General features: G+C 64.4%; 29 protein-coding genes and 1 pseudogene. 6 read left to right on the top strand and 24 right to left on the bottom strand.

Translation table 11 applies throughout. The features are described 5' to 3' along the window. The first annotated feature begins 62 nt into the window (after window positions 1–62). Both E3T35_RS03115 and E3T35_RS03120 read left to right on the top strand, forming a co-directional pair. The gene (locus tag E3T35_RS03115; RefSeq protein WP_092338294.1) at window positions 63–473 is read left to right on the top strand and encodes a DUF4383 domain-containing protein; all 411 of its coding nucleotides are present in this window, start codon (window positions 63–65) and stop codon (window positions 471–473) included. Window positions 474–521: 48 nt separating this feature from the next. Continuing rightward, window positions 522–1,109 (top strand): hypothetical protein, encoded by a 588-nt coding sequence (locus tag E3T35_RS03120; protein WP_134344711.1) that lies wholly within the window; start codon window positions 522–524, stop codon window positions 1,107–1,109. Window positions 1,110–1,152: 43 nt separating this feature from the next. Here the strand turns inward: E3T35_RS03120 and E3T35_RS03125 are convergent, their stop codons facing one another. Next, the gene (locus tag E3T35_RS03125) at window positions 1,153–2,508 is read right to left on the bottom strand and encodes an ATP-dependent RecD-like DNA helicase (protein ID WP_134344712.1); all 1,356 of its coding nucleotides are present in this window, start codon (window positions 2,506–2,508) and stop codon (window positions 1,153–1,155) included. Window positions 2,509–2,641: 133 nt separating this feature from the next. On the opposite strand from E3T35_RS03125, the gene E3T35_RS03130 reads away from it, so the two are divergent. Beyond that, a complete protein-coding gene (locus E3T35_RS03130; RefSeq protein WP_134377861.1) occupies window positions 2,642–3,724 on the top strand; it encodes a hypothetical protein in 1,083 nt (360 codons plus the stop codon). Window positions 3,725–3,730: 6 nt separating this feature from the next. Here E3T35_RS03130 and E3T35_RS03135 read toward each other — a convergent pair whose 3' ends face one another. The 14 genes from E3T35_RS03135 to E3T35_RS03200 all read right to left on the bottom strand — a co-directional run bounded on the left by E3T35_RS03135 (window position 3,731) and on the right by E3T35_RS03200 (window position 16,247). Beyond that, window positions 3,731–5,722, bottom strand: coding sequence for a cytochrome c oxidase assembly protein (locus E3T35_RS03135; RefSeq protein WP_134344714.1), 1,992 nt, complete (start codon window positions 5,720–5,722; stop codon window positions 3,731–3,733). Between the two features lie 252 nt (window positions 5,723–5,974). Then, on the bottom strand, window positions 5,975–6,262 hold the full coding sequence (locus E3T35_RS03140; protein ID WP_035835256.1) for an HU family DNA-binding protein: 288 nt from the start codon (window positions 6,260–6,262) through the stop codon (window positions 5,975–5,977). Window positions 6,263–6,562: 300 nt separating this feature from the next. Beyond that, the gene (gene rpsN / locus E3T35_RS03145; RefSeq protein WP_092110538.1) at window positions 6,563–6,868 is read right to left on the bottom strand and encodes a 30S ribosomal protein S14; all 306 of its coding nucleotides are present in this window, start codon (window positions 6,866–6,868) and stop codon (window positions 6,563–6,565) included. Window positions 6,869–6,870: 2 nt separating this feature from the next. Continuing rightward, window positions 6,871–7,038: a 50S ribosomal protein L33 gene (rpmG, locus tag E3T35_RS03150; RefSeq protein WP_035880539.1), complete on the bottom strand. Its 168-nt coding sequence runs from the start codon at window positions 7,036–7,038 to the stop codon at window positions 6,871–6,873. Beyond that, complete coding sequence (gene rpmB, locus E3T35_RS03155) at window positions 7,038–7,274, bottom strand: 50S ribosomal protein L28 (protein WP_035835252.1); 237 nt, start codon at window positions 7,272–7,274, stop codon at window positions 7,038–7,040. The genes rpmG and rpmB overlap by 1 nt, the downstream gene beginning before the upstream one ends. A gap of 243 nt (window positions 7,275–7,517) precedes the next feature. Then, the gene (locus E3T35_RS03160; protein WP_134344715.1) at window positions 7,518–7,919 is read right to left on the bottom strand and encodes a Fur family transcriptional regulator; all 402 of its coding nucleotides are present in this window, start codon (window positions 7,917–7,919) and stop codon (window positions 7,518–7,520) included. Then, complete coding sequence (locus E3T35_RS03165) at window positions 7,916–8,767, bottom strand: metal ABC transporter permease (protein WP_134344716.1); 852 nt, start codon at window positions 8,765–8,767, stop codon at window positions 7,916–7,918. Before E3T35_RS03165 ends, E3T35_RS03160 begins: the two co-directional genes overlap by 4 nt. Then, the gene (locus tag E3T35_RS03170) at window positions 8,767–9,651 is read right to left on the bottom strand and encodes a metal ABC transporter permease (protein WP_241988714.1); all 885 of its coding nucleotides are present in this window, start codon (window positions 9,649–9,651) and stop codon (window positions 8,767–8,769) included. The genes E3T35_RS03165 and E3T35_RS03170 overlap by 1 nt, the downstream gene beginning before the upstream one ends. After that, the gene (locus tag E3T35_RS03175) at window positions 9,652–10,452 is read right to left on the bottom strand and encodes a metal ABC transporter ATP-binding protein (protein WP_134377862.1); all 801 of its coding nucleotides are present in this window, start codon (window positions 10,450–10,452) and stop codon (window positions 9,652–9,654) included. A gap of 7 nt (window positions 10,453–10,459) precedes the next feature. Further along, window positions 10,460–11,518, bottom strand: coding sequence for a metal ABC transporter substrate-binding protein (locus tag E3T35_RS03180; RefSeq protein ID WP_134377863.1), 1,059 nt, complete (start codon window positions 11,516–11,518; stop codon window positions 10,460–10,462). 57 nt (window positions 11,519–11,575) lie between these two features. Beyond that, window positions 11,576–12,931, bottom strand: coding sequence for a dihydrolipoamide acetyltransferase family protein (locus tag E3T35_RS03185; protein ID WP_134344718.1), 1,356 nt, complete (start codon window positions 12,929–12,931; stop codon window positions 11,576–11,578). A gap of 22 nt (window positions 12,932–12,953) precedes the next feature. Continuing rightward, window positions 12,954–13,958, bottom strand: a complete 1,005-nt coding sequence (locus E3T35_RS03190) for an alpha-ketoacid dehydrogenase subunit beta (protein ID WP_134344719.1) — start codon at window positions 13,956–13,958, stop codon at window positions 12,954–12,956. Next, the gene (locus E3T35_RS03195; protein WP_092338316.1) at window positions 13,958–15,049 is read right to left on the bottom strand and encodes a thiamine pyrophosphate-dependent enzyme; all 1,092 of its coding nucleotides are present in this window, start codon (window positions 15,047–15,049) and stop codon (window positions 13,958–13,960) included. Before E3T35_RS03195 ends, E3T35_RS03190 begins: the two co-directional genes overlap by 1 nt. 91 nt (window positions 15,050–15,140) lie before the next feature. Continuing rightward, window positions 15,141–16,247, bottom strand: a complete 1,107-nt coding sequence (locus E3T35_RS03200) for a histidinol-phosphate transaminase (RefSeq protein ID WP_134377864.1) — start codon at window positions 16,245–16,247, stop codon at window positions 15,141–15,143. Between the two features lie 103 nt (window positions 16,248–16,350). Here E3T35_RS03200 and E3T35_RS03205 point away from each other — a divergent pair, with 103 nt between their 5' ends. Further along, window positions 16,351–16,743, top strand: a complete 393-nt coding sequence (locus tag E3T35_RS03205) for a phage holin family protein (RefSeq protein ID WP_092338319.1) — start codon at window positions 16,351–16,353, stop codon at window positions 16,741–16,743. Window positions 16,744–16,761: 18 nt separating this feature from the next. Here E3T35_RS03205 and E3T35_RS03210 read toward each other — a convergent pair whose 3' ends face one another. Together E3T35_RS03210 and E3T35_RS03215 are read right to left on the bottom strand one after the other, a co-directional pair. Then, window positions 16,762–18,228 (bottom strand): hypothetical protein, encoded by a 1,467-nt coding sequence (locus tag E3T35_RS03210; RefSeq protein WP_134377865.1) that lies wholly within the window; start codon window positions 18,226–18,228, stop codon window positions 16,762–16,764. Further along, entirely contained in the window at window positions 18,216–18,452 is a 237-nt protein-coding gene (locus E3T35_RS03215) for a hypothetical protein (protein WP_104090002.1), read from the bottom strand. The genes E3T35_RS03210 and E3T35_RS03215 overlap by 13 nt, the downstream gene beginning before the upstream one ends. A 180-nt stretch (window positions 18,453–18,632) precedes the next feature. Between E3T35_RS03215 and E3T35_RS03220 the strand changes: the two genes are divergently transcribed. After that, entirely contained in the window at window positions 18,633–19,160 is a 528-nt protein-coding gene (locus E3T35_RS03220) for a low molecular weight protein-tyrosine-phosphatase (protein WP_104090191.1), read from the top strand. Beyond that, window positions 19,157–20,539, top strand: a complete 1,383-nt coding sequence (gene purB / locus E3T35_RS03225; protein WP_134377866.1) for an adenylosuccinate lyase — start codon at window positions 19,157–19,159, stop codon at window positions 20,537–20,539. The genes E3T35_RS03220 and purB overlap by 4 nt, the downstream gene beginning before the upstream one ends. Window positions 20,540–20,609: 70 nt before the next feature. On the opposite strand, the gene E3T35_RS03230 is transcribed toward purB, so the two are convergent. The 7 genes and pseudogenes from E3T35_RS03230 to rpsF form a co-directional block, all read right to left on the bottom strand. Further along, entirely contained in the window at window positions 20,610–20,879 is a 270-nt protein-coding gene (locus E3T35_RS03230) for a hypothetical protein (protein WP_134344724.1), read from the bottom strand. Next, window positions 20,876–21,502: a hypothetical protein gene (locus tag E3T35_RS03235; protein WP_134344725.1), complete on the bottom strand. Its 627-nt coding sequence runs from the start codon at window positions 21,500–21,502 to the stop codon at window positions 20,876–20,878. Before E3T35_RS03235 ends, E3T35_RS03230 begins: the two co-directional genes overlap by 4 nt. A gap of 144 nt (window positions 21,503–21,646) precedes the next feature. Continuing rightward, entirely contained in the window at window positions 21,647–23,074 is a 1,428-nt protein-coding gene (gene dnaB / locus E3T35_RS03240) for a replicative DNA helicase (RefSeq protein WP_104089998.1), read from the bottom strand. 456 nt (window positions 23,075–23,530) lie between these two features. Continuing rightward, entirely contained in the window at window positions 23,531–23,980 is a 450-nt protein-coding gene (gene rplI / locus E3T35_RS03245; RefSeq protein ID WP_092110565.1) for a 50S ribosomal protein L9, read from the bottom strand. Window positions 23,981–23,989: 9 nt separating this feature from the next. After that, window positions 23,990–24,253 carry a 30S ribosomal protein S18 gene (rpsR, locus tag E3T35_RS03250; RefSeq protein WP_035835236.1) on the bottom strand — a complete coding sequence of 88 codons (264 nt, stop codon included), beginning with the start codon at window positions 24,251–24,253 and terminating at the stop codon, window positions 23,990–23,992. Between the two features lie 48 nt (window positions 24,254–24,301). Continuing rightward, complete coding sequence (locus E3T35_RS03255) at window positions 24,302–24,820, bottom strand: single-stranded DNA-binding protein (protein ID WP_092338335.1); 519 nt, start codon at window positions 24,818–24,820, stop codon at window positions 24,302–24,304. Window positions 24,821–25,066: 246 nt separating this feature from the next. Then, a pseudogene (gene rpsF, locus E3T35_RS19510) lies at window positions 25,067–25,435 on the bottom strand (30S ribosomal protein S6); the annotation flags it as partial. Window positions 25,436–25,507: the final 72 nt, after the last annotated feature.

Consider the following 25,507-nt stretch of genomic DNA (forward strand, 5'->3'; position numbering starts at 1 on the left):
ATGGAGCTCCGAACACATAGCAACCACGGGTTAACCCGTGAATCACATAGGAGGCACCTGAAATGCGCACATCACCCAATCGTCTGATCGCCACCATCTTCGGCGCGGTCTACGTTCTCGTCGGACTTCTTGGCTTTGCCGTCACTGGCAGTGTCGGCTTCATCGCCACCCAGGGCGGACTACTCCTCGGCATCTTCGAGGTCAACCCGTTGCACAACGTTGCGCACCTTTTGATCGGTGCCGCCCTACTCATTGCCGGCCTCTCCAACGCCATGGCAGCCAAGGCCACCAACACCACTATCGGTGCCGTCTACCTGCTCCTTGGTATTGTCGGGTTCTTCATCGCGAGCACCTCGTTGAACATCCTGGCGCTTAACACCGCCGACCACTTCCTGCACCTCGCCAGCGCGATCGTGCTTCTGGGTGTCGGCCTCACCGCCGATAAGACGGTTCGCACCCACGCCACGGCCTGACAACCGGCAACACTCCATCCCTTCGCAGCAGATCATCCAAGGAGCATCATGTCCGCGGTCATTCGCACCTGGCTCGGCTTCGCCGCTCTCGGCGCCGCTCTGATCCATCTGGCCGTGGGCGTAACGGCTCCGTTTCCCCTGTCGGTTCTTCTGGTCGGGTTCGGCATCGCTGAACTCGGCTGGGGAATCGCCACCCTCGCCACCGGCCGTGTCATCACGCCGCGCATCGTCGTCGGTGCGGCCCTCATCCCGGTCTTCATCTGGGGCGTGACGGCCGCGCTCGGCAGCGGACTCGGCGTCACAAGCGCCCAGACCGGTCTGCCGCTGTACCCGATGGTGGTGGCGTCACTATTCAACATTTTCCTGGCCGCAACGGTGGCCATCGCCCTGCGGCGCGCACCGAACGGAATCCCTACGGCCGTCGGTGCCGCCTCGCCCGGCACGTTAACACCCGGCTCACCAACACCAGGCGGCTGGCGTTTTCTCACCGGACTAGTCGTCGGAGGATTTCTGCTCTCGGCGCTCACCACCCCGGCCCTCGCCGCAACCGAGGTCGGCTCGCACGCGGTGCCCCATGGTTCCCACGGGGTTACCGAGTTGATCGTGCCGGACTCGGGCGGCCACGGGGCACACTAGGTTCCTCGCAGACAAGTGAAACGGGCCCCGCCGGGCAGCAGTGTCAGGCGGGCAGCCCGGTTTCCGGGTCGGTCGATGCCGATCCCGACACACCCAGTCCGGCCAAGTCGGCCACCGGCGGTACCACCTCAATGTTCATGAATCGCTTCACGTTCTCGTCGACGATGATGTCGCTCGGCCGCAACGGGCGGGTCAGGTACAGCCCGTCCAGACTGGTCAGCCGGCTCAATGCCACATAGGTCTGGCCAGGGCTGAACACCCGGGCACCGAGATCCACAATGGCTCGCTCGTACGTCGCACCCTGCGATTTGTGAATCGTGACCGCCCAAGCCAACCGCAGCGGAAACTGCGTGAATTCAGCCACGACATCCCGACTCAGCTTTTTGGTCGCGGCGTTGTAGGTGTACTTGTACTTCTCCCATACGGTCGGCTCGACCTCGTGCACGTCACCGTCGATATCGACGAACACGGTCGAGGTAACCTTGGTCACCGTGCCGATGCTGCCGTTCACCCAGCGCGGGCCTCCATCGAGCGGTGAATCGTTGCGCAGAAACATCACCTGCGCTCCCACCTTGAGCTCGAGCACCTCGTCGGCCGGAAACTGCTTGCCGCCGAAATCCCCGGTGATGTCAGCCTTCGCGGTGAGTGATTTGCCCGACAGCTTCTTCAAAGCGGATGCGTTGATGCGGTTCACAGCGTCGTTGCGGGTCGCCAGGGTAATCAGGCCCTCGCTCGGCGGCGTTCGTGCTCCCGCACCATTCAGGGCACCACCGATCTCGGGAGTGACCTGGCCGTGCCGTACAGCGTTGAGCATCAGCTTGAAGTCATTGTCGTGCTGGCGATGAATCTCGGTGAGCTCGAAGATACGCAACTCCGCGTCACGCCAGACCTTCGCATCGAAGAACCACATCGACCGATAGTGGTCGGCGAAATAGGCGCGCTCGTCGGGGCCGCCCGGCACCGGGGCGAGCTGGTACGGGTCGCCGAACAGCACGATCTGCACCCCGCCGAACACGTCGAATGGCCGCTGCCTGGCCTGGCGCAGGCTGCGGTCGATCGCGTCCATGAGGTCGGCGTTGACCATCGAAACCTCGTCGATCACGAGGGTGTCGATGGTGTTCAGGAGCTTGCGCACCTGGTCGTTCTGGTCGATCGGACTGTCAGCGATCACGCCGATCGGCAGGCGAAAGAGCGAGTGAATGGTCTGGCCGCCCACGTTCAGCGCGGCGACGCCGGTGGGCGCGGCGATCACGATCTGCTTGCTGGTGTTCCACGACAGGTGGTTCAGCAGCGTGGACTTACCCGTTCCGGCCCGGCCGGTGACGAACACGTTCTGCTTGGTGCCCTCGATTGCCGCGAAAACCAGCGCCTGTTCACGGCTGAGCGGAATCTCTGACACGGCACACTCTCTCTGACAGTCAAATGCTGCACAAGACCAGTGCAGGGGACATCCCACTGTAACCGCCCAGCCCGTACTGGCGCGAGATGGGGCGTGGCCGACCGGCCGACCCACCTCCCCATACAATATTCAAGTGACCATTCCCGCCGAACAGCATCGGGCGAGCGGGCGCCGCGGCAGTATGCTCCGGGCCGTTCTCGCCATCGTGGTGGTCGCCGGGCTGCTCGCGGCCGGTGTCGCCGGCACCATCAGTGCCCTCAATCGCACGGTGTACAGCGCCGGCGGCTTTGTAGAGCAGTACCTCGACGCCCTCGCCCGCGGCGACACCGTCGGAGCCCTCGCCCTCGGCGGCGTCATGCCCAGCACGGCCGATCTGGCGGCCTGGGGGCTGACCGACGAGTTCGCGAAGGATCTGCCGAAGACGCTGCTGCGGGCATCCGTTTTGAGCGGTCTCGACAATATCGAACTCGCCAGCGCGACCGACACACTCGCCACCGATGACGGAACCGCCCAGACCGTGGTGTTCGACTTTGACCTGAACGGCACCGCGTCGAGCATGGTGTTCACCGTCGAGCGGGCGGGCACCTTCGGCGGTGTTTTCAACGCCTGGGCTTTCAGCACCAGCCCCCTCGCCGTACTGCAGGTCTCTGTACTGCACGAACGATCGTTCACGGTCAACGGCCTCACCCTCGATACGCGCGCCCACAGCGCAGCGGATGCCCCCGCCACGTTCTCCACGTCCGCCGCGTATCTCGCCTTCGCTCCGAACCGCTACACCTTCGAACACGAGTCGGCCATGCTGACCGCCGAGAAGGCCACCGTGCGCGCGACGGTGGCCGGTCCCACCGCCGTCGAGGTCAACGCCCTGCCGAACGAGGCTATGGTGGGCCAGGTGCAGTCGGAGTTGAACAAGTTCCTCGACGACTGCGCCACCCAGACGGTGCTGCAACCGACCAGCTGCCCGTGGGGCATCACCATCGACGACCGCATTGAGAGCACTCCGGCCTGGTCGATCACCGCGTACCCCACCGTCGCGCTCACGCCCGGTGAGCTGTCCTTTGAAATGGTTGCCACCCCCGGGCAGGCCCATATCGTGGTCGACGTGCAGTCACTGTTCGACGGCGACGTCAGCACCCGCGACGAAGACGTACCGTTCACGATGGGGCTCAGCGTGGTCGTGCAGCCGAGCGGCGCCCTCGCCATCCAGCTGCACTAGGCCCGGCTAGTTGCTCGGGGTCTGAGCGTCGCGCTGGGCGATACGGGCCAGGTTCGCGTTGTAGGCGATCAGCTCGGCGTCCTCGTTGCGGTCGGCCTTGCGGTCCAGCCGCTTGGTGACCTTGGTATCATCGCGGCTCCACATGACGGCCACGATGACGGCGAGCACGAAGGTGGGCAGTTCGCCGATTCCCCAGGCGACGCCGCCGCCCATCTGCTGGTCGGCGATGGCCGAAAGCCCCCAGGTGCGACCCATGGCGCCGTACCAGTCGGCCAGGAGCAGCCCGGTGCCGCTCATCAGGGCGAGGCCGAAGAAGGCGTGGAAGGCCATGGTCACGAGCAGCAGCAGCAGACGGAAGGCGTAGGGCAGCTGGTACGGCACCGGGTCGATGCCGATCAGTGACTGCACGAACAGGTAGCCGGTGATGAGAAAGTGCACGATCATCCACTGGTGGCCGATGTGGTCGGTGGTCGCCCAGCTGAAGATCGAGGTGTAGTAGAACACCCAGAGCGAGACCCCGAACAGTATGGCGGCGACGATCGGATTGGCGACGATGCCGGCGAAGCGGGAGTGCACCGCGGTGAGGATCCACTCGCGGGCGCCACGACTTCCATCCTGCCGTTTGGCGATGGCCCGCGCGGCGAGCGTCACCGGGGCGCCCGGCACGAGCATCAGGGGTACGAGCATGGTCAGCATCATGTGCATGAGCATGTGGGTGGAGAACAGGTACTTCTCATAGACGTTCACGCCACCGTTGGTGATGTAGAACAGGGTGAGCATGCCGAGAATCCAGAGCACGCTGCGGTAGATCGGCCAGGCGTCACCGCGATGATGCAGTCGCCAGACTCCGGCGAGGTAGAAGAAGATGCCGAAGGCACAGAACAGAATCCAGGCGAGGTCGAAGTTCCACTCGGTGAAGTAGCGCGAGAAGGTCAGCTCGGGCGGCAGCAGTTCACCGGTCAGAATCTGCGCCGGCGTCGACTGGGGAATCTCCGTTGTGACCACCTGGGCGACCGGAGTGGCCGTGCGGGCGAGGGCTGCGGCGACACCGGAGGCGAGGCCCATGAAACCGAGCTCGGTCACGACCAGCCACCAGAACCACGGGCTGCGCGCCGGTCCCGAGCGCTGCATCCGCTTGATGAAGAATTGGCGGTGCAGAATGCCGAAGCCACCGAGGGCGATGAGGGCGGTGACCTTGACCAGCACGAGAATACCGTAGGGGCTCGACAGGTTGTCCCAGCTGCCGATGCGCAGCTCGGCGCTGACGTAGCCCGACGCAGCCACGACGATGAAGGAGATCAGCGCGAGCGAAGAATACCGCCCAATCACCGAGCGGATGCGTTCGCCGTCCAGTTGGGTGCGCAGCACGATGATGGTGAGCAGGCCGCCCAACCAGATCGCCGCGAAGACGAGGTGCAGGCCGAGGGCGGTGATAGCAGCGTTGTGCCCGGCAGCGCCCGCGGAGTGCCCCTGCTGGGCCATGGGTAGCAGCGAGGTCAGAGCCAGCACGGTCACGAAGACCAACGCAGTCTGGTTGCGCACGGCGAAGCACAGCACCGTGACGCCGGCGGCGATCAGTGTGGTGGCGAGCCAGGCCTGCCCCAGTTCGATCTGGCTGAAGAATTGGCCGACCGTGGCGCTGAACTGATCGCTGATTCCGAAGGGCACGTTGGTGACCTGCAGAAAGGTCAGAAAGCCCGTGACAGCGGATGCGACGGCGAACACGGCCGCCGACGCCGCGGCGAAGTCCAGGGCGGTGCCGAACTCGCGTTCCTTGGGGCTGAGCGCGAAGAGAGTGAGCACGAGGGCACCGATAGTGCCGGCCGCCGCGAGGTTGACCACGAGCTTGGCGATGGGGAGCCCCCAGCGCACCACCGGTCCCGGGTCGGCCAGTAGCTGGGCCGAAGCTCCGCCGCCATAGGCCAGGGCAACAAGGGTGGACAACACAGCGACCAGCAGCAGGGCTGCCGGTCCGAGAACGCGGACGAGACGGGGCACCTGCCCAGCTTATTCGCCCGACCCTGGGCATCCGTCGCGCCTGGCGCGCTCATGGGCAGCAACGAGGACGCCGAGCGGTGAGTTTGCCGCTCATCTTGGGTCAAAACTCACGGCTCGGCGTCGATAACTCACAGCTCGGCGTCAGAAGAGTGCCCGGGGACCCAGGCAGCCACCCGAAGACGCCAGACGGATGCCCGCGGGCGCGAAAAAGGGGCGCCGGCCGTAGTCGACGCCCCTTCTCTACAGCAAAAGCTACTTGGCGGCAGCCTTGAGCTTGCTTCCGGCGGTCAGCTTGACGCGGTGGCCGGCAGCGATGGCGATCTCTTCGCCGGTCTGCGGGTTGCGGCCGGTGCGAGCAGCGGTTGCGGTGCGCTCGACGCCCAACCATCCCGGGATGGTGACCTTGCCATCAGCGGCAACGGTCTCGGCCAGGGTTGCAAAGAATGCGTTTAGAACGCCGTCAACGGCGGCCTGGCTCTGTCCGGAGTCAGCGGCAACCTTGGCAACGAGCTCGGTCTTGTTCAGCGACTTGTCAGCCATTGAGTGTCCTCCTCGGACCTTCGTCTGTATAAACAGCGATATTCGTAATACGGATGCTCCTCGAGAGAGAAGCCCCGCTGGTCGGTTCGACCGAGTTGAAATCTAGCATTGATCCGCCAAAATCCCCGGATTTACGGTGATTTTCGACCATTTCAGGGCAGTTTCCCCCTCTCGAGCACTCGATTTTCGCTCTCCGCGAAACATCCGCGAACACAAAACGGGATGCCGACAATAAGTCGACATCCCGTTTGGATGATTCAGAGGCCGTCGAAGACAAGCTTCAGCGGCTGCCAGCAGAAGTTACCAGCTGGACTTGGTGATGCCGGGCAGCTCGCCGCGGTGCGCCATGTCGCGAAAACGAACGCGCGAGATGCCGAACTTGGAGAGGTGGCCACGGGGACGACCGTCAACCGCGTCACGGTTGCGCAGGCGCACCGGGCTCGCGTTGCGCGGCAGCTTCTGCAGGCCCTTGCGAGCGGCTTCACGCGACTCGTCGGTGCCGGCCGGGTCGACCAGGGCCTTCTTGAGCTCAAGGCGCTTGACGGCGTACCGCTCAACGATGACCTTGCGCTGGTTGTTCTTGGCAATCATGCTCTTCTTCGCCATGTTTAGCGCTCCTCACGGAAGTCAACGTGCTTACGGATGACCGGGTCGTACTTCTTGAGTACCAGACGGTCGGGGTCGTTACGGCGGTTCTTCTTGGTCACATAGGTGTAACCGGTTCCAGCCGTGGAACGAAGCTTGATGATCGGACGTACGTCATGAGCCTTAGCCATTAGATCTTCACCCCACGAGCGAGAACGTCCTTGACGACGCTCTCGATACCACGAGCATCAATAACCTTGATGCCCTTTGCGGACAAGGTCAGTGTGACCTTGCGACGAAGCGACGGCACGTAGTACGTCTTCTTCTGAACGTTCGGGTCGAAACGACGCTTGGTGCGTCGGTGCGAGTGCGAAATGTTGTGTCCGAAGCCGGGAACAGCTCCGGTCACCTGGCATACAGATGCCATGGTTACCTCCATTACCGAAGAGCGAATGCTCTTCCCAAGATCCCTTGTCGACGGGCAGAACCACATCAGCTCCGAGCAAACTCAGAACCGGGGGAGAATCGCCCGCAATGTACGCACACAGGCGTAGCAGCTCTCAACGCTACTAGATTCCCGCACCTCTCGCAAACTGGACCGGCCGCGAGGCGGGTGAAGTGTTGCTTCAGCGAGGTCGAAGCAACACTGCACCCGCTTTCGCGAAACGGTTCAAGCGGATGCTGCGGCCTTGGCCGTGCAGGCGGCGCACAGCCCGAAGACGTCCACGACGTGGGCGGCCTGGGTGAACCCGTTCTTCGCGGCGACGTCTTTGGCCCACCGCTCGACGGCATCCGCTTCGATCTCCACCGTGAGGCCGCAGTTGCGGCAGATCAGGTGGTGGTGGTGCAGGTTGGTGCTACAGGCGCGGTACAGGCTCTCGCCCTCCGGCGACTGCAGGGAGTCGGCATCACCCTTGACGGCGAGGTCGGCGAGAGCGCGGTAGACCGTGGCCAGGCCGATCGGAGATCCGGTGGCGTGCAGGGCGGAGTGCAGGGCCTGGGCACTGACGAAGCCGTCGTTTGCATCGAGGGCGCCCCGCACGGCCTCACGCTGCCAGGTGTTTCGCTTCATGCTTTCAACCGTAACGATGTTCGCGTGGGTCGGCGTGCATCCGTTTGGCCGGGCGCGCCTGCTGCAGCGACCAGCCGTCGAAGAACCAGGGCGAGCAGAAAGAGGGCGGCAGCCGTCAGGGCGATCGCCGGGCCGGCCGCCACATCGAGGGAGCGGGACAGCAGCACGCCAACGACACCGGCCACCGCGCCGATTACGGGCGCGATGACGAACATCTGGGTGGTCGTGCGTGACACGAGGCGGGCTGCCGCAGCGGGGGCTGCGATCAGGGCGATGGCCAGGATGGCGCCGACGGCCGGCATCGCCGTGACGACCGTGGCCGTGATGAGCACGAGCGTGAGCAGTTCTATGGGCCATTCGTGATATCCGGCCGCGCGAAAACCGCCAACATCGAAGGTCGAGAACATGATCTGCCGGCCGAACAGCACGATGCAGAGCACGGCGAGACCCAGCACGACGGCCACGAGGGTCACGTCCTGGTCGGTCACGGTGAGGATGGAACCGACCAGGTAGGAATCGACCTTGACCGGCAGGGACGGGTTGAGCCCCTGGAGCAGAACCCCGAGAGCGAAGCCGGCGGTGAGCAGAATGCCGGAGGCGACCTGGTTGCCTTGACGTTTGACCCTTCCGATCATGGTCATGATGCCCACGATGAACACGCTCGCCACCGCGGCCCCCAGTGGGATACTCACGCCCAGGATGGCCGCGCCGACCGCTCCGGGAAACGTCGCGTGGGTGAGGGCTTGGGCGAAGAACGTGCGCTGGCGCAGCACGACAAGGGTGCCGACCAGGCCGCTGAGGGCCCCGATCAGCAACGCGGCCAGGAGAGCCTGTTCGAAGTAACCCATCAGTGCGCCGCCGATCCCGCAACAACCCGCGTTCGACGCGGGCCGCCGATTCGGTCGAGGACGAGCCGTATTACCAGGGCCAGCACGTAGCCGGCGACAAGAACGAGTACGACGGTGGCTCCGCTCGGCAGGTCGACTCCGCCGTTCACCGACGCTTCGTAGCCGAGCGCGAGCCCCACCCAGGCGGCCAGGATCGCGAAGCCGGCGGCGACCGGAAAGAGCAGCCACAGGCGATTGGTCACCAGCCGCGCCACGGCGCCCGGCACGATCAGCACGGCGAGCACGAGCAGGTTTCCCACGGCGCTGCTGGCCGCGACCACGACCAGGGCGATGGCAACGTTGAGCAGAATGTCGAGTACGAGCGGCCGGTAGCCGGCCGCCGCGGTGCCCTCCAGGTCGAAGGCGCGAAACACCTGCTCCTTGAGCGTGAACCCCACGATGATCAGCGCGATCAGGCAGACCATGACCGTCTGGTTGACCTCGGCCGGGCTGACGGTGAGCAGCCGCCCGAAGAGCAGTGCGTCGAGCTGGCCGACGTAGTTTGTTTCCCGTGAAACAACGATGATTCCCACGCTGAACATGGCCGTGAAGACGATCGCGATCGCGGCGTCTGAGGTGACGGCCCGTCTGACGATCACCGTGAGCACGACAGCGGCAAGAAGGGCCGCAATCAGTGCTCCCACGAACAGGCCGTCGCGCCCGCCCCAGACGAATCCGATGGCCACGCCGGGAAAGACCGCGTGGGTGAGTCCGTCACTGATGAACTCGAGCCCGCGCAGGTTGACGAGCACACCGACAAGCCCGGCCACGAGGCTGAGCACGACGAGCACGAGCAGCGCCCTGGCCATGAACGGCAGGTCGAAGGCTGTGATGAGGGCATCCACTCAGTGACCTCCGTGGCCGGGAACCACGATGGTGTGCTCGTCCATTTCCACACCGACCGAGCCGAACGCCCGTTGCACGTTGGCCAGGGTCAGCACCTCATCGCGCGGACCGAAGGCCACCTGGGCGCCGTTGAGCAGCAGAACGCTCTCACACACGGCCCGAGCGAGGTCGAGGTCGTGGGTGGACACGAGCACCGCGACACCCTGCTGCTTGAGGCGTTTCACCGTTTCGATGAGGGCGTCCCGGTTGACCTGGTCGAGGCCGTTGAACGGCTCATCCAGCAACAATAAGCGCGGGGCGGATGCCACGGCTCTCGCCAGCAGACCGCGCTGCTGCTGCCCGCCCGACAGCTCACCAAAGCGTGTCTTGGCGCGGTTGCCCAGGCCGACGGTCTCGAGCGCCTCGGTCACGGCCCGGCGGTCGGCCCGAGCGGGCACGCGCCACCAGCCGAGGGACCGGTAGCGGCCCATCATGACGACCTGCTCGAGTGAGACCGGAAAATGCGGGTCGAGTTGGTCGGTCTGCGGTACGTAACCGATGTAGCCGGCCGGTGCCGGCCACTGTCCGAGCACCTCGACAGTGCCAGCCGTGCGGGTGATGAGCCCGAGAATGCCTTTGAGCAGGGTGGACTTGCCCGAGCCGTTGGGGCCGATCAGGGCAACGGCCTGGCCGGGCGACACGGTGAAGTCGATTCCGGTCAACGCGGCCTCGGGACCGTACGCGAACGACGCTGCCACCACTCGAAGAGCGGCGGCAGCGTCGTTCGCTGGGGGTGTTACTTGAGAAGTGTTCTCGATCACGTGTTAACTATTGCAGGTCGGCGGGTAGCGGCGAGGGTGTGACGCCCCAGGATTCGAGCATGAGCGTTGCATTGTGCAGTTGCGCCTTGATGTAGGTGTCTCCGGCGCTTCCGGTCGGGCCGAGCGAGTCGACATAGAGAGCTTCGTCGCCGGAGTAGACGGTGACACCGGCTTCGGTCGCGATCGTCTCGGCGGTCTTGGGGCTGAGCGACGCCTCGGAGAAGACGGCCGTGACGCCGGTGGCCTTGATGGCCGCGACCAGGGCGTCGATCTCGGCGGCGCTCGGCTCGGCGTTGTCATCGAAGCTCGGAATCACGGAGCCGACATAGTCGATGTGGTACGCCGCGGTGAAGTACCCGAGGGCGTCATGGTTGCTCACGAGCAGGCGCTCGCTCTCCGGTACGGTGTCGACGTTGGTGCGGATCCACTCATCAAGGTTGGTGAGCTGTGCCGTGTACGCGGAGGCATTGGCTTCGAAGGCGCTTGCATTGCCCTGGTCGGCGGTCACGAGGCCGTCGGTGATCGTCTGCACGATGGTCTCGGCGTTGTGCACGTCAGTCCAGATGTGCGGGTCGCCGCCGTCGTGGGCGTGCGCGTCGTCTGTGGCGGGCGCATCGGCTTCATCGGTGTGGGCATCCGCTTCGTCGGCGGCGTGATCCTCGGCGGCGCCGACCTCTGAGATGGTGATGCCGGTATCGGCGTCGATGGTGACGCCGTCAAAGCCCGAGGCGGCGATGGCGTCGTCGAGCCACTCTTCGAGTCCGACGCCGTTGATGACGAGCACGTCCGCGGCACCGAGCGCGGTCAGGTCGGCCGCGGACGGGTCGTAGCTGTGGGCGCTCTGGTTGGGCTGAATGAGCTGGGTGAGATCCACGCCGCTGGCGTTACCGATGACATTACGAGTGAAGTCGGCGACCTGGGTGGTCGTCGCGACGATTTGGAGGTCGGCGTCCGCGCCGTCGGCGTCCGCGCCGTCGGCGCTCGCGGTCGTGCCAGCCGAGCACCCCGAGAGGGCGAGGGCGGTTGACGCGAGGAGTGCGGGAACGATAAAGGATCTCTTGTGCATCCCCCGAGAATAGCCTTGCTGATAATGATTGTCAAAACCATTAGCGGGTCGTTGCGATTACTCGAGCAGCAGGGCCGGCTCCTCGATGATGCTCGCGACGTCGGCGAGAAAACGGCTCGCGACATCACCATCGACGACGCGGTGGTCGAAGCTCGCGCCGATCGTGGTCACGAACCGGGCACGCACCTCACCGTCAACCACCCACGGCTTCTGCTTGATCGTGCCGAGAGCCACGATTCCGGCCTCGGGAGAGTTGAGAATGGGCGTACCGGTGTCCATGCCGAACACGCCGATATTGGTGATCGTGATCGTGCCATTGCTCATCTCGGCCGGGCTGGTCTTGCCGTCACGAGCGGTTATGGTGAGCTTCTCGAGCGCCGCAGCGAGTTCGAGCAGGCTCATGTCCTGCGCCTCCTTGATGTTCGGCACGATCAGCCCGCGCGGTGTGGCCGCGGCGATACCGAGGTTCACGTAGTGCCGCACGATGATCTCCTCTTCGGTGAACGTGGAGTTCACCGTGGGGTTGCGGCGCACCGCCCAGATCATGGCCTTCGCCATGATCAGCAGCGGCGACACCCGAATGCCCGCGAAGTCGGTCGAGGCCTTGAGGCGTTTGACGAACTCCATGGTGCGCGTGGCATCCACGTCAACGAACAAGCTCACGTGCGGCGCGGTGAACGCGCTCTTCACCATCGCCTGGGCAATGGCCTTGCGCACGCCCTTCACCGGGATGTGTTCGTCGCGATCCGTCGGCCATTCCGGTGTCTGAATGTTGCGGAACACACTGGCCTGGGTCGCCCCGCGCAACACGTCTTCCCGCGTCACGTCGCCGACCGGACCGGTCGCCTCGACCAGAGACAGGTCGACGCCGAGGTCCTTGGCGAGTTTACGAATGGGCGGCTTGGCCATGACCGGCCCAGCGGATGCCGCGCGTCGCGTCGGTTCCAGTGGCTCGGCCCGCGCACGCACCGGCGCCTGGGGCGCCAGGGTTTCGTGGGCGACGCTCGAGGTGTGGCGCCGACGCCGGGTCGGCATGGTCGCGGCGGCGCCGCGGCCCACGAGCACGGGTTCGGGCGCCTCATCGCTGATGCTGCTGCCGGTGTCGGTGGCCAAGTCGGTGACGTCGGTGGTCTCGGCGACGGGGGCAACGGCATCCGTTTGAGAAACCGAGACGTCGGAGTTGATCGTGATGATGAGGGTGCCCACGTCGACGGTGGTTCCGGCGGCGACCAGGATTTCCCCGACCACGCCGACGAACGGTGACGGCAGCTCGACCAGTGATTTGGCCGTCTCAATTTCGACCAGCACCTGGTTGATCGTCACGGTGTCGCCGGGGGCGACCTTCCATTCCACGATCTCGGCCTCGGTCAGGCCTTCCCCGACGTCGGGGAGGGTGAATTTAGAAACGCTCATAAGAGGCCTTTCCTGACGTTCATTAGTAGGCGAGAGCGCGGTCGACGGCTTCGAGCACCCGGTCGGGGCTGGGCAGAAAGTGCGTCTCGACGGCAGCCGGTGGAAACGGTGTGTCGAAGCCGGAGACCCGCAGCACGGGCGCTTCGAGCGTGTAGAACGCGCGCTCGGCGACCGTGGCGGCGATCTCGCTGCCGACGCTCACGAAGCCGGGCGCTTCCTGGGTGACGACGAGGCGACCGGTTTTCGCCACCGAACCGAGGATTGGTCCGTAATCGATCGGGGAGATCGAGCGCAGGTCGATGACCTCGAGGCTGATGCCCTCGGTGGCGGCGAGTTCGGCGGCCTGCAGCAGCACGCTCACCATGGCGCCGTGACCGACGACGGTGACGTCGGTGCCGGCGGACGCGACGCGGCTGGCGTGCAGCGGCGTTCCGCTCTCACCGAAGCGCACCTCGCCCTTGGGCCAGTAGCGGCTCTTCGGCTCGAAGAAGATTACCGGGTCGTCACTCTTGATTGCTTCCTGCATCATCCAGTAGGCGTCGTGCGGGTTGGACGGGCTGACCACGCGCAGACCGGGGGTGTGCGCGAAATAGGCCTCCGGGCTCTCCTGGTGGTGCTCGATCGAGCCGATGTGTCCGCCGTACGGAATGCGGATGACCACCGGCATGATCAGGCCGCCCTCATGGCGATTGCGCATGCGGGCCAGCTGGCTGGTGATCTGGTCGAAACCGGGAAAAACGAATCCGTCGAACTGGATCTCGCAAACCGGGCGAAAGCCGCGCATGGCCAGGCCGATGGCGGTGCCAATGATGCCGGATTCGGCGAGCGGGGTATCAAGAACCCGCTTGTCGCCGAATTCGGCGATGAGCCCCTCTGTCACCCGAAAAACGCCGCCGAGCGGGCCGATGTCCTCGCCCATCAACAGCACCTTGGGGTCATCCTGCATCGCTTGACGCAGTCCGGCATTCAGAGCCTTCGTCATGGGCAGCGAAGCGGATGCCACGCTCGTGTCGGTCGCAGCGTTCATCAGTTCTTACCCTCGTCAAAAGACGCTTCGTAGCGTTCCAGCCAGGCCTTTTGCTCAGCCACGAGCGGATGCGGTTCGGCGTAGACGTTGTCGAAGATCACCGATTGCTCCGGGCCGGTGATTTCCAGAGCGCGACGACGGGCATCGGCCGCGAAGTCGGCCGCTTCTTCATCGACGGCGTCAAGGAATTCCTGCTCGATGCCCCGGCCCTGCAGGTAGCTGCGAAAGCGCACGATCGGGTCGCGGGCCACCCAATAGGCGAGTTCCTCCGGGTCGCGGTACTTGGTGGGGTCGTCGGCGGTGGTGTGCGCACCGACCCGGTAGGTGAGCGCCTCGATCAGGGACGGGCCCTGGCCGGAGCGAGCGTCATCCATCGACTTTGCCGTGACGGCGAAGCTCGCGAGCACATCGTTACCGTCGATCTGGGTGCCCGGCATGCCGAAGCCGCCGGCGCGCAGATAGAGCGGAGTGCGGGATTGCCGTGCGACCGGCACCGAGATGGCCCAGTGGTTGTTCTGCAGAAAGAACACCTGCGGGGTCTGGTAGCTCGCCGCGAAGACGAGAGCCTCGTTGGCGTCGCCCTGCGAGGATGCACCGTCGCCGTAGTAGACGATGACGGCCTGGTCGGTCTCTGGGTTGCCGGTCGCGGTCGACCCGTCGAGCTGCATGCCCATGGCATAGCCGGTGGAGTGCAGGGTCTGCGAGGCGAGCACGAGGGTATAAAGGTGAAAGTTTCCGTGCTCTTCGGGTACCCAGCCGCCGAGGGTGACTCCGCGCAGCATGCGCAGGATGTCCACAACGTCGAGGCCGCGGATCATGCCGACGACGTGCTCCCGGTAGGAGGGGAACACGTGGTCCTGCGGCCTGGTCGCGTAGGCCGACCCGACCTGGGCGGCTTCCTGGCCGTGGCTTGGCACCCAGAGGGCCAGCTGGCCTTGGCGCTGCAGGTTGGCCGCCTCGGTATCGAACTTACGCACCACGACCATGTCGTGGTAAAACCTGCGGTGGTCGGCCTCGGTGAGTCGGTTGAGATAGGGAAGAAACTCCTCGGCGGCGGCGTTGGGTTCGAACGCGCCGTTCGGAGAGATCATCCGCACGCAGGTCTCGGCCCCATCGAGGCCAAAGGGAGCGGATGCTGCAAGGCGTGGCGCAGTCGCGTCGTTTCGGGTGGCTGACACCGTACTAACCTATCTTCCGAGCTGGGTGATCGGCGGGAAGAGCGCCGACAAGATCCGCGCTCATTAATAGGAGTGTCGCCACAGCCTGCTCCTCACCGATAGAAACACGAATACCTTCGGGCGCGAACGGACGAACGACGAGGCCGGCCTCACCCAGCGCCTCGGCCACAGTGGTCGTTTCAGCGCCGGTCGGCAGCCACAGAAAGTTCCCCTGGGGCGCAGGGATGTTCCAACCCTGTCGGGTCAGCGCCTGCCAGGTCGCATCGCGACGCGCGGCGATGACGCGAACCCGCTCGAGCAACTCCTTCTCCGCTTTCAGGGACGCGATCGCGCCGGCTGCGGCCTGCGCGGTGACCGAGAGTGGAATCGCGGTCGATCGGGCGGCGTTCAGAATATCCACCGGGCCGAGCGCATAGCCAACCCGCAGCCCGGCAAGGCCGTAGGCCTTGGAGAAGGTGCGAAGAACGACCAGATTGGGGTAGCGGGAGAGCAGTGGCGGGCCATTCACGGCATCCGCTTGGGTGACGAACTCGATATATGCCTCATCGAGAATGACCAGGAGGTCGGTCGGCACGACGGCCATGAAGGCCTCGAATTCGTCCTTCGTGACGATCGTGCCGGTGGGATTGTTCGGCGAACAGACAATGATGACCCGGGTGTTGTCGCTGATCGCGGCGGCCATCTCGGGCAGATCATGGCCGTGATCGCTGCGATTGGGCACGCGCACGCTGGTAGCACCGGCGACGGCCACGAGGGAGGGGTAGGCCTCAAACGACCGCCAGGAGTAGAGCACTTCATCGCCGGGGCCGGCGGCAGCGAGAATGAGCTGGGCCAGCAGGGCCACCGAGCCGGAGCCGACATGCACCTGGTCAAGGTCAAGGCTGTACTTGGCGGCGAGGCGTTCGCGCAGAACCAGCGCCGAGGCGTCCGGGTAGCGGTTGTAGGCCGTTTCGGCCGTGACTGCCGCGATTACACCGGGCAGGGGGTCGAACGGGTTCTCATTGCTGGAGAGTTTGAAGGCACTGGCGGCGGCCGGTTTGCCCTGCTTGTAGGCCGGGAGGGCGATGATCTCCGGGCGCAGTCGGACTGAGGGGCGGTCTGAGAGGCTCACTCGGTGAGTCTACGCCCGGATATATTCGCTGTTGAGAATGAATGTTCGCTTGACTTTCGGCCGCCACGACCTGCATGGCCCGAGCCAGTGAGATAGTAGGGGCATGGCCAGATTCCTGATCCAACTGATCGTCAACGCGGTAGCCCTGTGGTTCACCGCCCTGCTCGTGACGGGGGTGCACGTCACGCCCTACGCGCCGGATGCCGGTGCCAGCGTGCTCACCTATCTTCTGATTGCGCTCATCTTCGGCTTCGTGAACACCGTTGTCGGCGGGGTGCTGCGCGTCATTGCGTTTCCGCTCTACATTCTGACGCTCGGACTGTTCGCGTTGATCGTCAACGGCCTGCTCCTGCTGCTCGTGGGTTGGCTTTCCGGTTTCCTGGGCTTCGGCCTCGTCGTTGACAGCTTCTGGTGGGGCGTACTGGGTGCCCTCGTACTCGGCATCATCTCCTGGCTGCTCGGGCTGATTCTGCGCCCGGTCACCGCACGCGACTGAGCTGCGGCAGGAAGAAACCTACTGCGGCCAAGGCCCTTCCGGCACGCGGCTGCCGCGCCACAAGACCGCCTCGCCCGCTTCGCGCCCCAGAACGTCGGTCACGGTGGCCCGAAAGCCCTGCAGGTTCGCCTCCGGAGATGCATCAATGAGCAGCGCTGTCTCGCGGTACGTGTCGAGGTTATGAGCCGGCAGGGCGGCCCCGGCTGGCAGCGGTTCGGAGGCGAATGCCTCACGGCGCACGGTCACCCGGTCATCGGAGTCGGTCAGGCTGTCTCCGCCCATCGCAGGCACGATGTCGTCGGTGTGCTCGACCGTCAGGGTGGCTACGCCGTCCGGCACGGGCACCTTGGATTCGGGTGCCCCAAAGGTGGCCACCGCCTGCACGTTGAACCAACTGTACGCAGCCACCTGGGTGGCGATCAGGCCGCCCTGGGAATGGCCGGCAAGCACAACAGGGTCGGACGGTGCGATTCCGGCCGCCTTCATGGCGCTTATCACGGTCTCGAATGAACCCGCGGTCTGCCCGGCCATCGCGGTGATGTTGGAGGTGAGGTCTAAGGGGTCCGTTTTGGCGATGGCATCCCATTCAACGGTTCCACTGATGTAGACCGCCCACGACGGATGCTCGGCGTCGCCATAATTCTCAATGCGCACCTGCGGCTTCCCTGCGACGGCCTTCGGGATTCGCGCAGCAACGTCGCCGACACCAGTGGGTGGCGTCGGTTGGGTTGGAGTTCCCACGGCAGCCACGCTCACCGGACTTTCCCGGAACACGCCTTCGTTGCGCGCCACGGACAAAACGCCGAGCGCTGTGCGTGAGATGCCGATGACACCCAGCCCTTCGTCACCGAAAGCCCGACCAACGGATCGCGGTGCACCGGCCAGGCCCCAAGCTACGTCGTCGAGCGACGAGGCCGCAGCTCGTACCAGAGCTACCACGTTCGGGTTCGTGAGAAGGCGGGGGTCGAGCTCGTCCGTGCCGTTGCGGGCGGCCGGCGACCGGGAAGGCGAACGCAGACTTCCATGAAGCCCTATGTGCCCGACGCTGGCAACACCGGCCATGGAGACACCGAACGGCGTGCCTGCAAGGGCAAAAACGCCACCTCGAAGCAACCGGCCCAGGCCATACGCGAGATCTGCGGCACCCATCAATGCAGCCTCCCGGGCGACACGCTCCACGTATCCGTAACTTCTAGCCGCTGCAACGAGATTGTCCGCGATAACACCGCAGTACTCGTGAAGCGAATTCAGCCGGCCGGCCACCTGGAGCAGATCAGGCCAAGGGTCCTGGCCCAGCCAGTTCGCCGGCCAGTACGGGTCCAAATTGAGGATCCGATACGCGCGACCCACCCAGTCGGCCAAATCATCTCGCAGAACGTTCAGGAACTGTGCCTGGGCCAACACTTCATCGGTGGCAACGATGGTCGTACCTCCGACCGAGACGGTCAGGTCGCCGTCAGCGAGGCCGTCCCTCACGCCGGACACAGCTCCTCCTCGAGGTAGATCTGGTTTCGCACGCTGGCCAGCGCCTCGTGCAGGTAGTGCAGCACAACATCGAGGTGTTGCACGATGTCTGCGACGCAGCCCGAGTAAGCCCGCTGAGATTTGGAACTCCAGAATTCGCTGGGGTCCAGGGCGAGCAACTGGCGACGTTTGCCCTCGATTTCGGCATGCAGGCCGAGCAGGAGATCGCGCTGGGAATGCATCATCGCCAGGTGCTCAGGACTATATGGCCCACCCGGCATCCGCCCCACTGCGTCCATGACACCTCCAGGTCGCGACGATCGTCGCAGAATCCGCGACGCATCCGGCTGCCCGTCGCGCAATCTGTGCACAGAGACCGAATACTGGGCGTGTGGAGAAGGCGAAACTGCTCCAGAATGGAAGACATGCCCTTCGCGTCACTCACCCCCGACGAGTCGACGCCGTTTCGAATCATTTTCGTCTGCACCGGAAATATCTGTCGGTCGCCCATGGCCGAGGTCGTGCTGCGCGACCTCGTCACGAAACTCGGACTCGGACGTCTCATCGCGAGCAGCTCGGCCGGCACCGGAGACTGGCATGTGGGTGAGCAAGCCGACGGTCGCACGATCACGGCCCTGGCCAAGCGCGGCTACGACGGCAGCCACCATCGGGCCCGCCAGTTTGACCCGCTGTGGTTCGCCGAGCACGACCTCGTCGTCGTGCTCGACCGCAGCCAGGAGCGCATTCTGCGCAACTGGGCCCTGGAGGATCGCGATCGCGCCAAGGTGCGCCTGCTGCTGAGCTTTGACGCCCAGCAGGCCGCCCTGTTCGACGTGCCTGACCCCTACTATTCCGACGATGCGTTGTTTGACGCCGTATTAGGCATGATTGAGAGGGCAAGTCACGCACTTGTGAAACAACTTGCACCCGCAATTCGACAGGGAGTCCGATGAGTCACCTACCCGTACAGGTTCTGAGCCCGCTTGATGGCCGCTACCGAGCCGCCGTTTCCGATCTGGGCGAGTTCCTGTCCGAGGCCGGTCTCAACCGGGCCCGCGTGCGCGTCGAGGTGGAGTGGCTGATCACCCTCACCGACCGCAGCCTGTTCGGTTCCGCACCCCTGAATGACGAGCAGAAACTCGCCCTACGCACGCTCGTGACCGACTTTGGTCAGCCCGAGATCGACGAACTGGCCGAGCTCGAGGCCACCACCCGCCACGACGTGAAGGCCGTCGAATACCTCGTTCGCCGACGCCTCGGCACACTGGGCCTCGATCACATCAGCGAGCTCACCCACTTCGCGGCGACCAGCGAGGACATCAACAACCTCTCCTATGCCCTCACCGTGCGGGATGCCGTGCAGACCGTCTGGCTGCCCAAGCTGCGCCTCGTGATCCAAGCACTTCGCAGCAACGCGCTGGAATTTCGAGCGGATGCGATGCTGGCCCGTACCCACGGGCAGCCCGCGACGCCGACCACCATGGGTAAGGAACTCGCCGTGTTCGCCTACCGCCTCGAACGCATCGTGCGGCAGATCGAGGCCGGCGAATACCTGGGCAAATTCAGTGGCGCCACCGGAACCTTCGCCGCCCACGTGGCCGCCGATCCGTCCGTTGACTGGCCGGCCGTCTCGCGCGAGTTCGTCGAGGGTCTCGGCCTCGGCTGGAACCCGCTCACGACGCAGATCGAGTCGCACGACTGGCAGGCCGAGCTGTACTCCCGCGCATCCCACGCAAACCGCATTCTGCACAACCTGGCCACCGACATCTGGTCCTACATTTCAATCGGCTACTTCCGCCAGATTCCCCAGGTCGGTGCCACCGGCTCCTCGACGATGCCGCACAAGATCAACCCGATTCGCTTCGAGAACGCGGAAGCCAACCTCGAACTGTCCTGCGCCATCCTGGACTCACTCGCGGCTACCCTCGTAACCAGCCGCCTGCAACGTGACCTCACCGACTCCACCACCCAGCGCAACATCGGAGTCGGCTTCGGGCATTCGCTGCTCGCGCTCGACAATATCCTGCGGGGCCTCGGCGAGATCGACATAGACCGTAAGCTGCTGGCGAGCGACCTCGACTCCAACTGGGAGATTCTGGGCGAGGCGATTCAGACCGTGATTCGCGCTGAAGTCTCGGCCGGCCGCTCGTCCATCGAAGACCCATATGCCCTTCTCAAGGAGCTGACCCGCGGCAAACGCATCACGAGCGCGGACCTGGCGGCATTCGTTTCGGCCCTCGATATTGGCGAAGCGGCCAAGACCCGCCTTCTGGCCCTGACCCCTGGTAGTTACGTCGGCCTCGCCGCCGCCTTGGTTGACTACCTGCCGTAGTCGTCGCCCGTTACAGGAAAGCACCTTCGTCCACAGGGACGAAGGTGCTTTTTTGACGCTGCGGTGCCGGCTAGTGCCCGTTCTGCTCGTCGAGGTCGGTCTGCTCCGAGGCATTGGGCTTCATGCCGAGCACGAGCATGGCGATCACCACGAGCGCCACGATGAACGTCACGCCGAGTCCGATAACGGAGAGCATGACCTCGCGCGTGGTGCCCAGAATGGTCAGCCCGACGAACAGGGCCATTCCGGCCGAAATGGCGAGCAATTCGACCGGCTTCAGTCGGTCAGAGCGGCTGGGCTGCTGCGCCGAGTTGGGCGTGCCAGGGGTCTTCTTGGTCACAGTGAGTCCAAATCTTTAGGCGCGGTGTTCGTTGGTGCGGTGTTCGTTGGTACGGCGGCGTCGCGGCGCTGCCTGGGCGAATCCCATTTGATGGAGAGGCCGGCGATGGGCAGAAAAACAGCGAGAAAGACCAGGTAGGCACCGAAGAGGCCGACCGAGACGACCGGATTGGGCGGCAGAAGCAGAAAGAGCAGGGCGAGGATCGCGGTGCCGATTCCGGTATACAGCCAGTCTTTGGCCGGCAGCGGGCGTTTGCGCACCCGGATGCCGGCATAGATCTCGAGAAAGCCGGTGACGGCTCCCCAGACACTCACGATGAAGAGAAAGAACCCGTGGCCTCCGGCGTGAAAACCGAGCGCTGCCGCGCCGGCGACCATGCTCACGATGCCCTGGATCAGAAACAGGCTGCGGTCGGCAGCGACGGTAAGGGTACGCGGGCCGGTGAGAACGAGGAGCAGGCCACTCGCCAGTGCGAAGGCGCCGAATCCGAGCAGACCAAGCTGAGCCGAGTGGTCGCGGCTGAAAGTGATGATCGCGGCGGGAACCACGGCGATCAGGGCGCGCCCAACGGCCACGGACCAGTACCCGGAACCGACGTGTGATGGTGCCTGGGCGTTTGCCACGCACAACCTCTTTCGTTGCAAAATTTGTCAGGTCCAGTCTACGCGGCGGGACCGTGCGGATCTGCGAGCGGGCTGCACGCGGTGCGCTTGGGCGCAACAAACCGGGCCCGGCACGATCAAGCTCCTGCATCAAGCAGTGCCGAGCTACCCGCCGGCCACCATGTCAGCGAACCGGGAGTAGTGGCCGTGGAAGGCAACGGTGACGGTGCGGGTGGGGCCGTTACGGTGCTTGGCCACGATGAGGTCGGCCTCACCGGCGCGCGGGTTGTCCTTCTCGTAGGCACTCTCCCGGTGCAGCAAAATCACCATGTCGGCGTCCTGCTCGAGCGAACCCGACTCACGAAGGTCGGAGATGGCCGGCATCTTGTCGGCGCGCTGCTCCGGACCTCGGTTGAGCTGGGACAGCGCAATAACCGGAACCTGCAGTTCTTTGGCAAGCAGCTTGAGCGCTCGGGAGAACTCACTGACCTCTTGCTGTCGCGACTCGACTTTTTTGCCGCTGGTCATCAGCTGCAGGTAGTCGATGATGACCATCTTGAGCCCGACGCGCTGTTTGAGCCGGCGACACTTGGCCCGGATCTCGACCAGGGTCATGTTCGGGCTGTCGTCGATGTAGAGCGGTGCGTCGTTGATGCGACCGCGCGTGGCCGCAATAGTGGTCCAGTCGCGGGCCTCGACGGTGCCCTTGCGCATGCTCTGCAAGGGAACGGATGCCTCCGCCGCGAGCAGGCGCATGGCAATTTCACTGCGCCCCATTTCGAGGGAGAAGAAAATGCTCGGCATGTTGTGGTGGATCGAGGCCGACCGCGCGAAGTCGAGGGCGAGGGTGGACTTACCCAGTGCCGGACGGGCGGCCACGATGATGAGCTGGCCACCATGGAACCCGTTGGTGAGTTCGTCGAGGTCGGCGAAGCCGGTGGGTACGCCGCTCATCTGGCCGTCTTTGAGCTTGGCGGCCTCGATTTCTTCGATGGCCGCCGTCACAGCGTCGGTGAGCGGAACGTAGTCCTCGGTCTGGGTACCCCCGGTGACGGCATAGATTTCGGCCTGAGCCGTGTTGACGAGGTCGAGCACCTCACCCTCCGCGGCGTAGCCCATCTGCGCGATGCGCGTACCAGCTTCCACCAGACGGCGCAGCAGCGCGCGTTCGGCGACGATGGTGGAGTAGAACCCCGCGTTGGCAGCGGTGGGCACCAGGCTCGTCAGGGTGTGCAGGTAGTCCGCGCCACCGGCACGGGAAAGTTCACCGACCTTGGTGAGCTCATCGGTGACCGTGATGACGTCGGTCGGCTCGCCCTGGGCGTAGAGGGAGAGAATCGCGTCGAAGATGATCTCGTGCTTGGGGATGTAGAAGTCTCCGCCCCGCACGGTTTCGACGACGTCAGCGACGGCGTCCTTGCTGAGCATCATGCCCCCGAGGGCGCTCTGCTCGGCGAGGAGGTCGTGGGGCAGCGCCCGCTCCGACTTCCACGCTTCAGCGGGCCGCTCCAGACGGCCCTGCCCACCACCGGTCGACGAACCGTACTCGTTTGACGCTGGCTGGTTGGCCAGGCCCAAATGGGCGATCGACACTCGGTACCTCTTTCTCTGTCGTGACTCTAGGTGTATCAGGACCCACCGACACGGGACGCACTCACCCAGCCCGAGCCAGATTCCGCTACTGGATCACCCTAAGGAGCCGGTAGCACGACCCACAAACACCCCTGTGGATAACTCTGTGGAAAATCTGCGCGAAACGCCGTGGAGATTGTGCAGAACCTGTGCACTCACTTGTGGACAGATTTTAAATATTTGCAAATAAATGCTGGTTCATCAGGAGTTTAAGTTCTGCACATGGGTGTGAATAAAGTAGCCTCAATCAACCCTTGAACCTTGCCGATAGGAATGCTCACCTGTGCACAAAAGCGTTGGGTCAATGCCCCAAAAGTGGCTCTTAACGCCCCATAGCGGAGGATTCCTTACGGAACCCCCCGCTATGGGAGTGGTACAGGCTACCGGCCAGAAAGCCCGGCCTGCCGAGGTGCGATGCTACTTGGCAGCGACGACCACGAGAGTGATCGTGGCGCTGAGCTCGTCACGAAGACGAACCGTTGCCGTGTGCTCACCGGTCAGCTTGATGGCGGTGAGTTCGATCTTGCGCTTGTCGACCGTGCCGAGACCTGCGGCTGCAACGGCGTTAGCCACATCCGTGGTCTTGACCGAACCGAACAGGCGTCCGCCGGCGCCGGCCTTGACGACCAGGGTGACCTTGGTGTTCTCAAGTTTGACCTTGAGCGCCTCAGCCTCTTCGAAGGTGGCGTGCTCGCGCGCAGCGCGGGCTGCCTTGATCTGCTCGATCTGCTTCTCGCCACCGCGGGTCCACGCCACAGCGAAGCCCTTGGGAACGAGGTAGTTACGAGCAAACCCGTTCTTGACGTCTACGACGTCGCCGGGTGCACCGAGGCCGGAGACCTCATGCGTCAGAATCAATTTCGACATTTGGTTTCCTTACCGGCCTGAGCCTGCGTAGGGCAGCAAAGCCATTTCGCGGGCGTTCTTGACGGCACGGGCGATGAGGCGCTGTTCCTGAACGGAAACGCCTGTGATGCGGCGGGCGCGGATCTTTCCACGCTCGGAGATGAACTTGCGCAGGGTGGGGACGTCTTTGTAATCAATGACACCAACCCGAATCGACTTCGCGGGAGCAGCGTTCTTGCCACCCTTAGCTCCGCGAAGCGGCTTGCGGCGGTCGCCGCTCGACTTTCCAGCCATGATTTCCTTACTTTCTAAAAAGAGGTGTTAGCTACGCGCTAGGCGAGCTTAGAAGGGGGTCTCGTCGCTGAAGTTGCCTGGGCTGTTCCAGACATCTCCACCAGATGCTGCTGGCGCAGCAGTCTTGGCGGGGGCGCTGGGTGCCCATGGCTCATCGTTGCCCTGGCCACCGGCAGCGGGTGCACCACTGCGAGGGCCGGAGGACTGCGCACGAGTGAGGGAAGCGGTGGCGTAGCGCAGCGATGGACCAATTTCGTCGATCTCGAGCTCCATGCTCGTGCGCTTTTCACCTTCCTTTGTCTCATACGAACGCTGCTTGAGACGCCCGGAAGCGATGACACGCGACCCCTTGGTCAGTGAACCTGCAACGTGCTCGGCGAATTCACGCCAAACGCTCGCACGCAGGAACAGCGCGTCGCCATCTTTCCACTCGTTGGCCGCACGATCGAACGTACGCGGAGTGGAAGCGATGGTGAAGTTGGCAACCGCCAGCCCGTTCTGCGTGTAACGCAGTTCCGGATCGCTGGTGAGGTTGCCCACCACGGTGATTACGGTCTCGCCAGCCATGGGCTACTTGTCGCTTGCCTTGTCGGCAGCGGCCGGAGCAGGAGTCGCCTTGGCAGCAGCAGGCTTGGCAGCGGCAACCTTCGCGGCGGGAACCGCGGTGGAGGCAGCAGCAACCGGAGCAGCAGCATCGGCCTTCGCAGCAGCGGCCGGAGCCTCTGCAACGACGGCTTCTGCTACGACAGGCTTGGCAGCAGCGGCGACCTTGGCGGCCGGAGCGGCAGCGGCTGCAGCAGCAGCGTCAGCCTTGGCAGCGATGACCTTCGGGTTGGCAGCCTTGCGAGCAGCCTTCTCTGCGGCCAGCTTGGTGGCGACGACGACCTGGGCGATGCCCTCTTCGGCGCGGAGCACCTTGGTGCGCATGACGGCCTCGGACAGCTTCAGCTGACGGTCGAGCTCGACCGTGGCTGAGGCGTTCGCGGTGAAGTCAACAACGGCATAAATGCCTTCGGTCTTCTTGTTGATCTCGTAAGCGAGACGACGACGACCCCAGACATCAACCTTGTCAATGCTGCCACCATCGTTGCGAACAACGTTGAGGAACTTGTCAAGGCTGGGAGCTACGGTGCGCTCATCGATCTCGGGATCGAGGATAACCATAAGTTCGTACTGATGCATGACTAACCCACCTCCTTCGGACTAAAACGGCTGCAGAATTTCTGCAACAGGAGGGTTGTGCATGTGCTGCAG

This window comes from Cryobacterium sp. TMT1-2-2 (genome assembly GCF_004403505.1).
GTDB lineage: Bacteria > Actinomycetota > Actinomycetes > Actinomycetales > Microbacteriaceae > Cryobacterium > Cryobacterium flavum.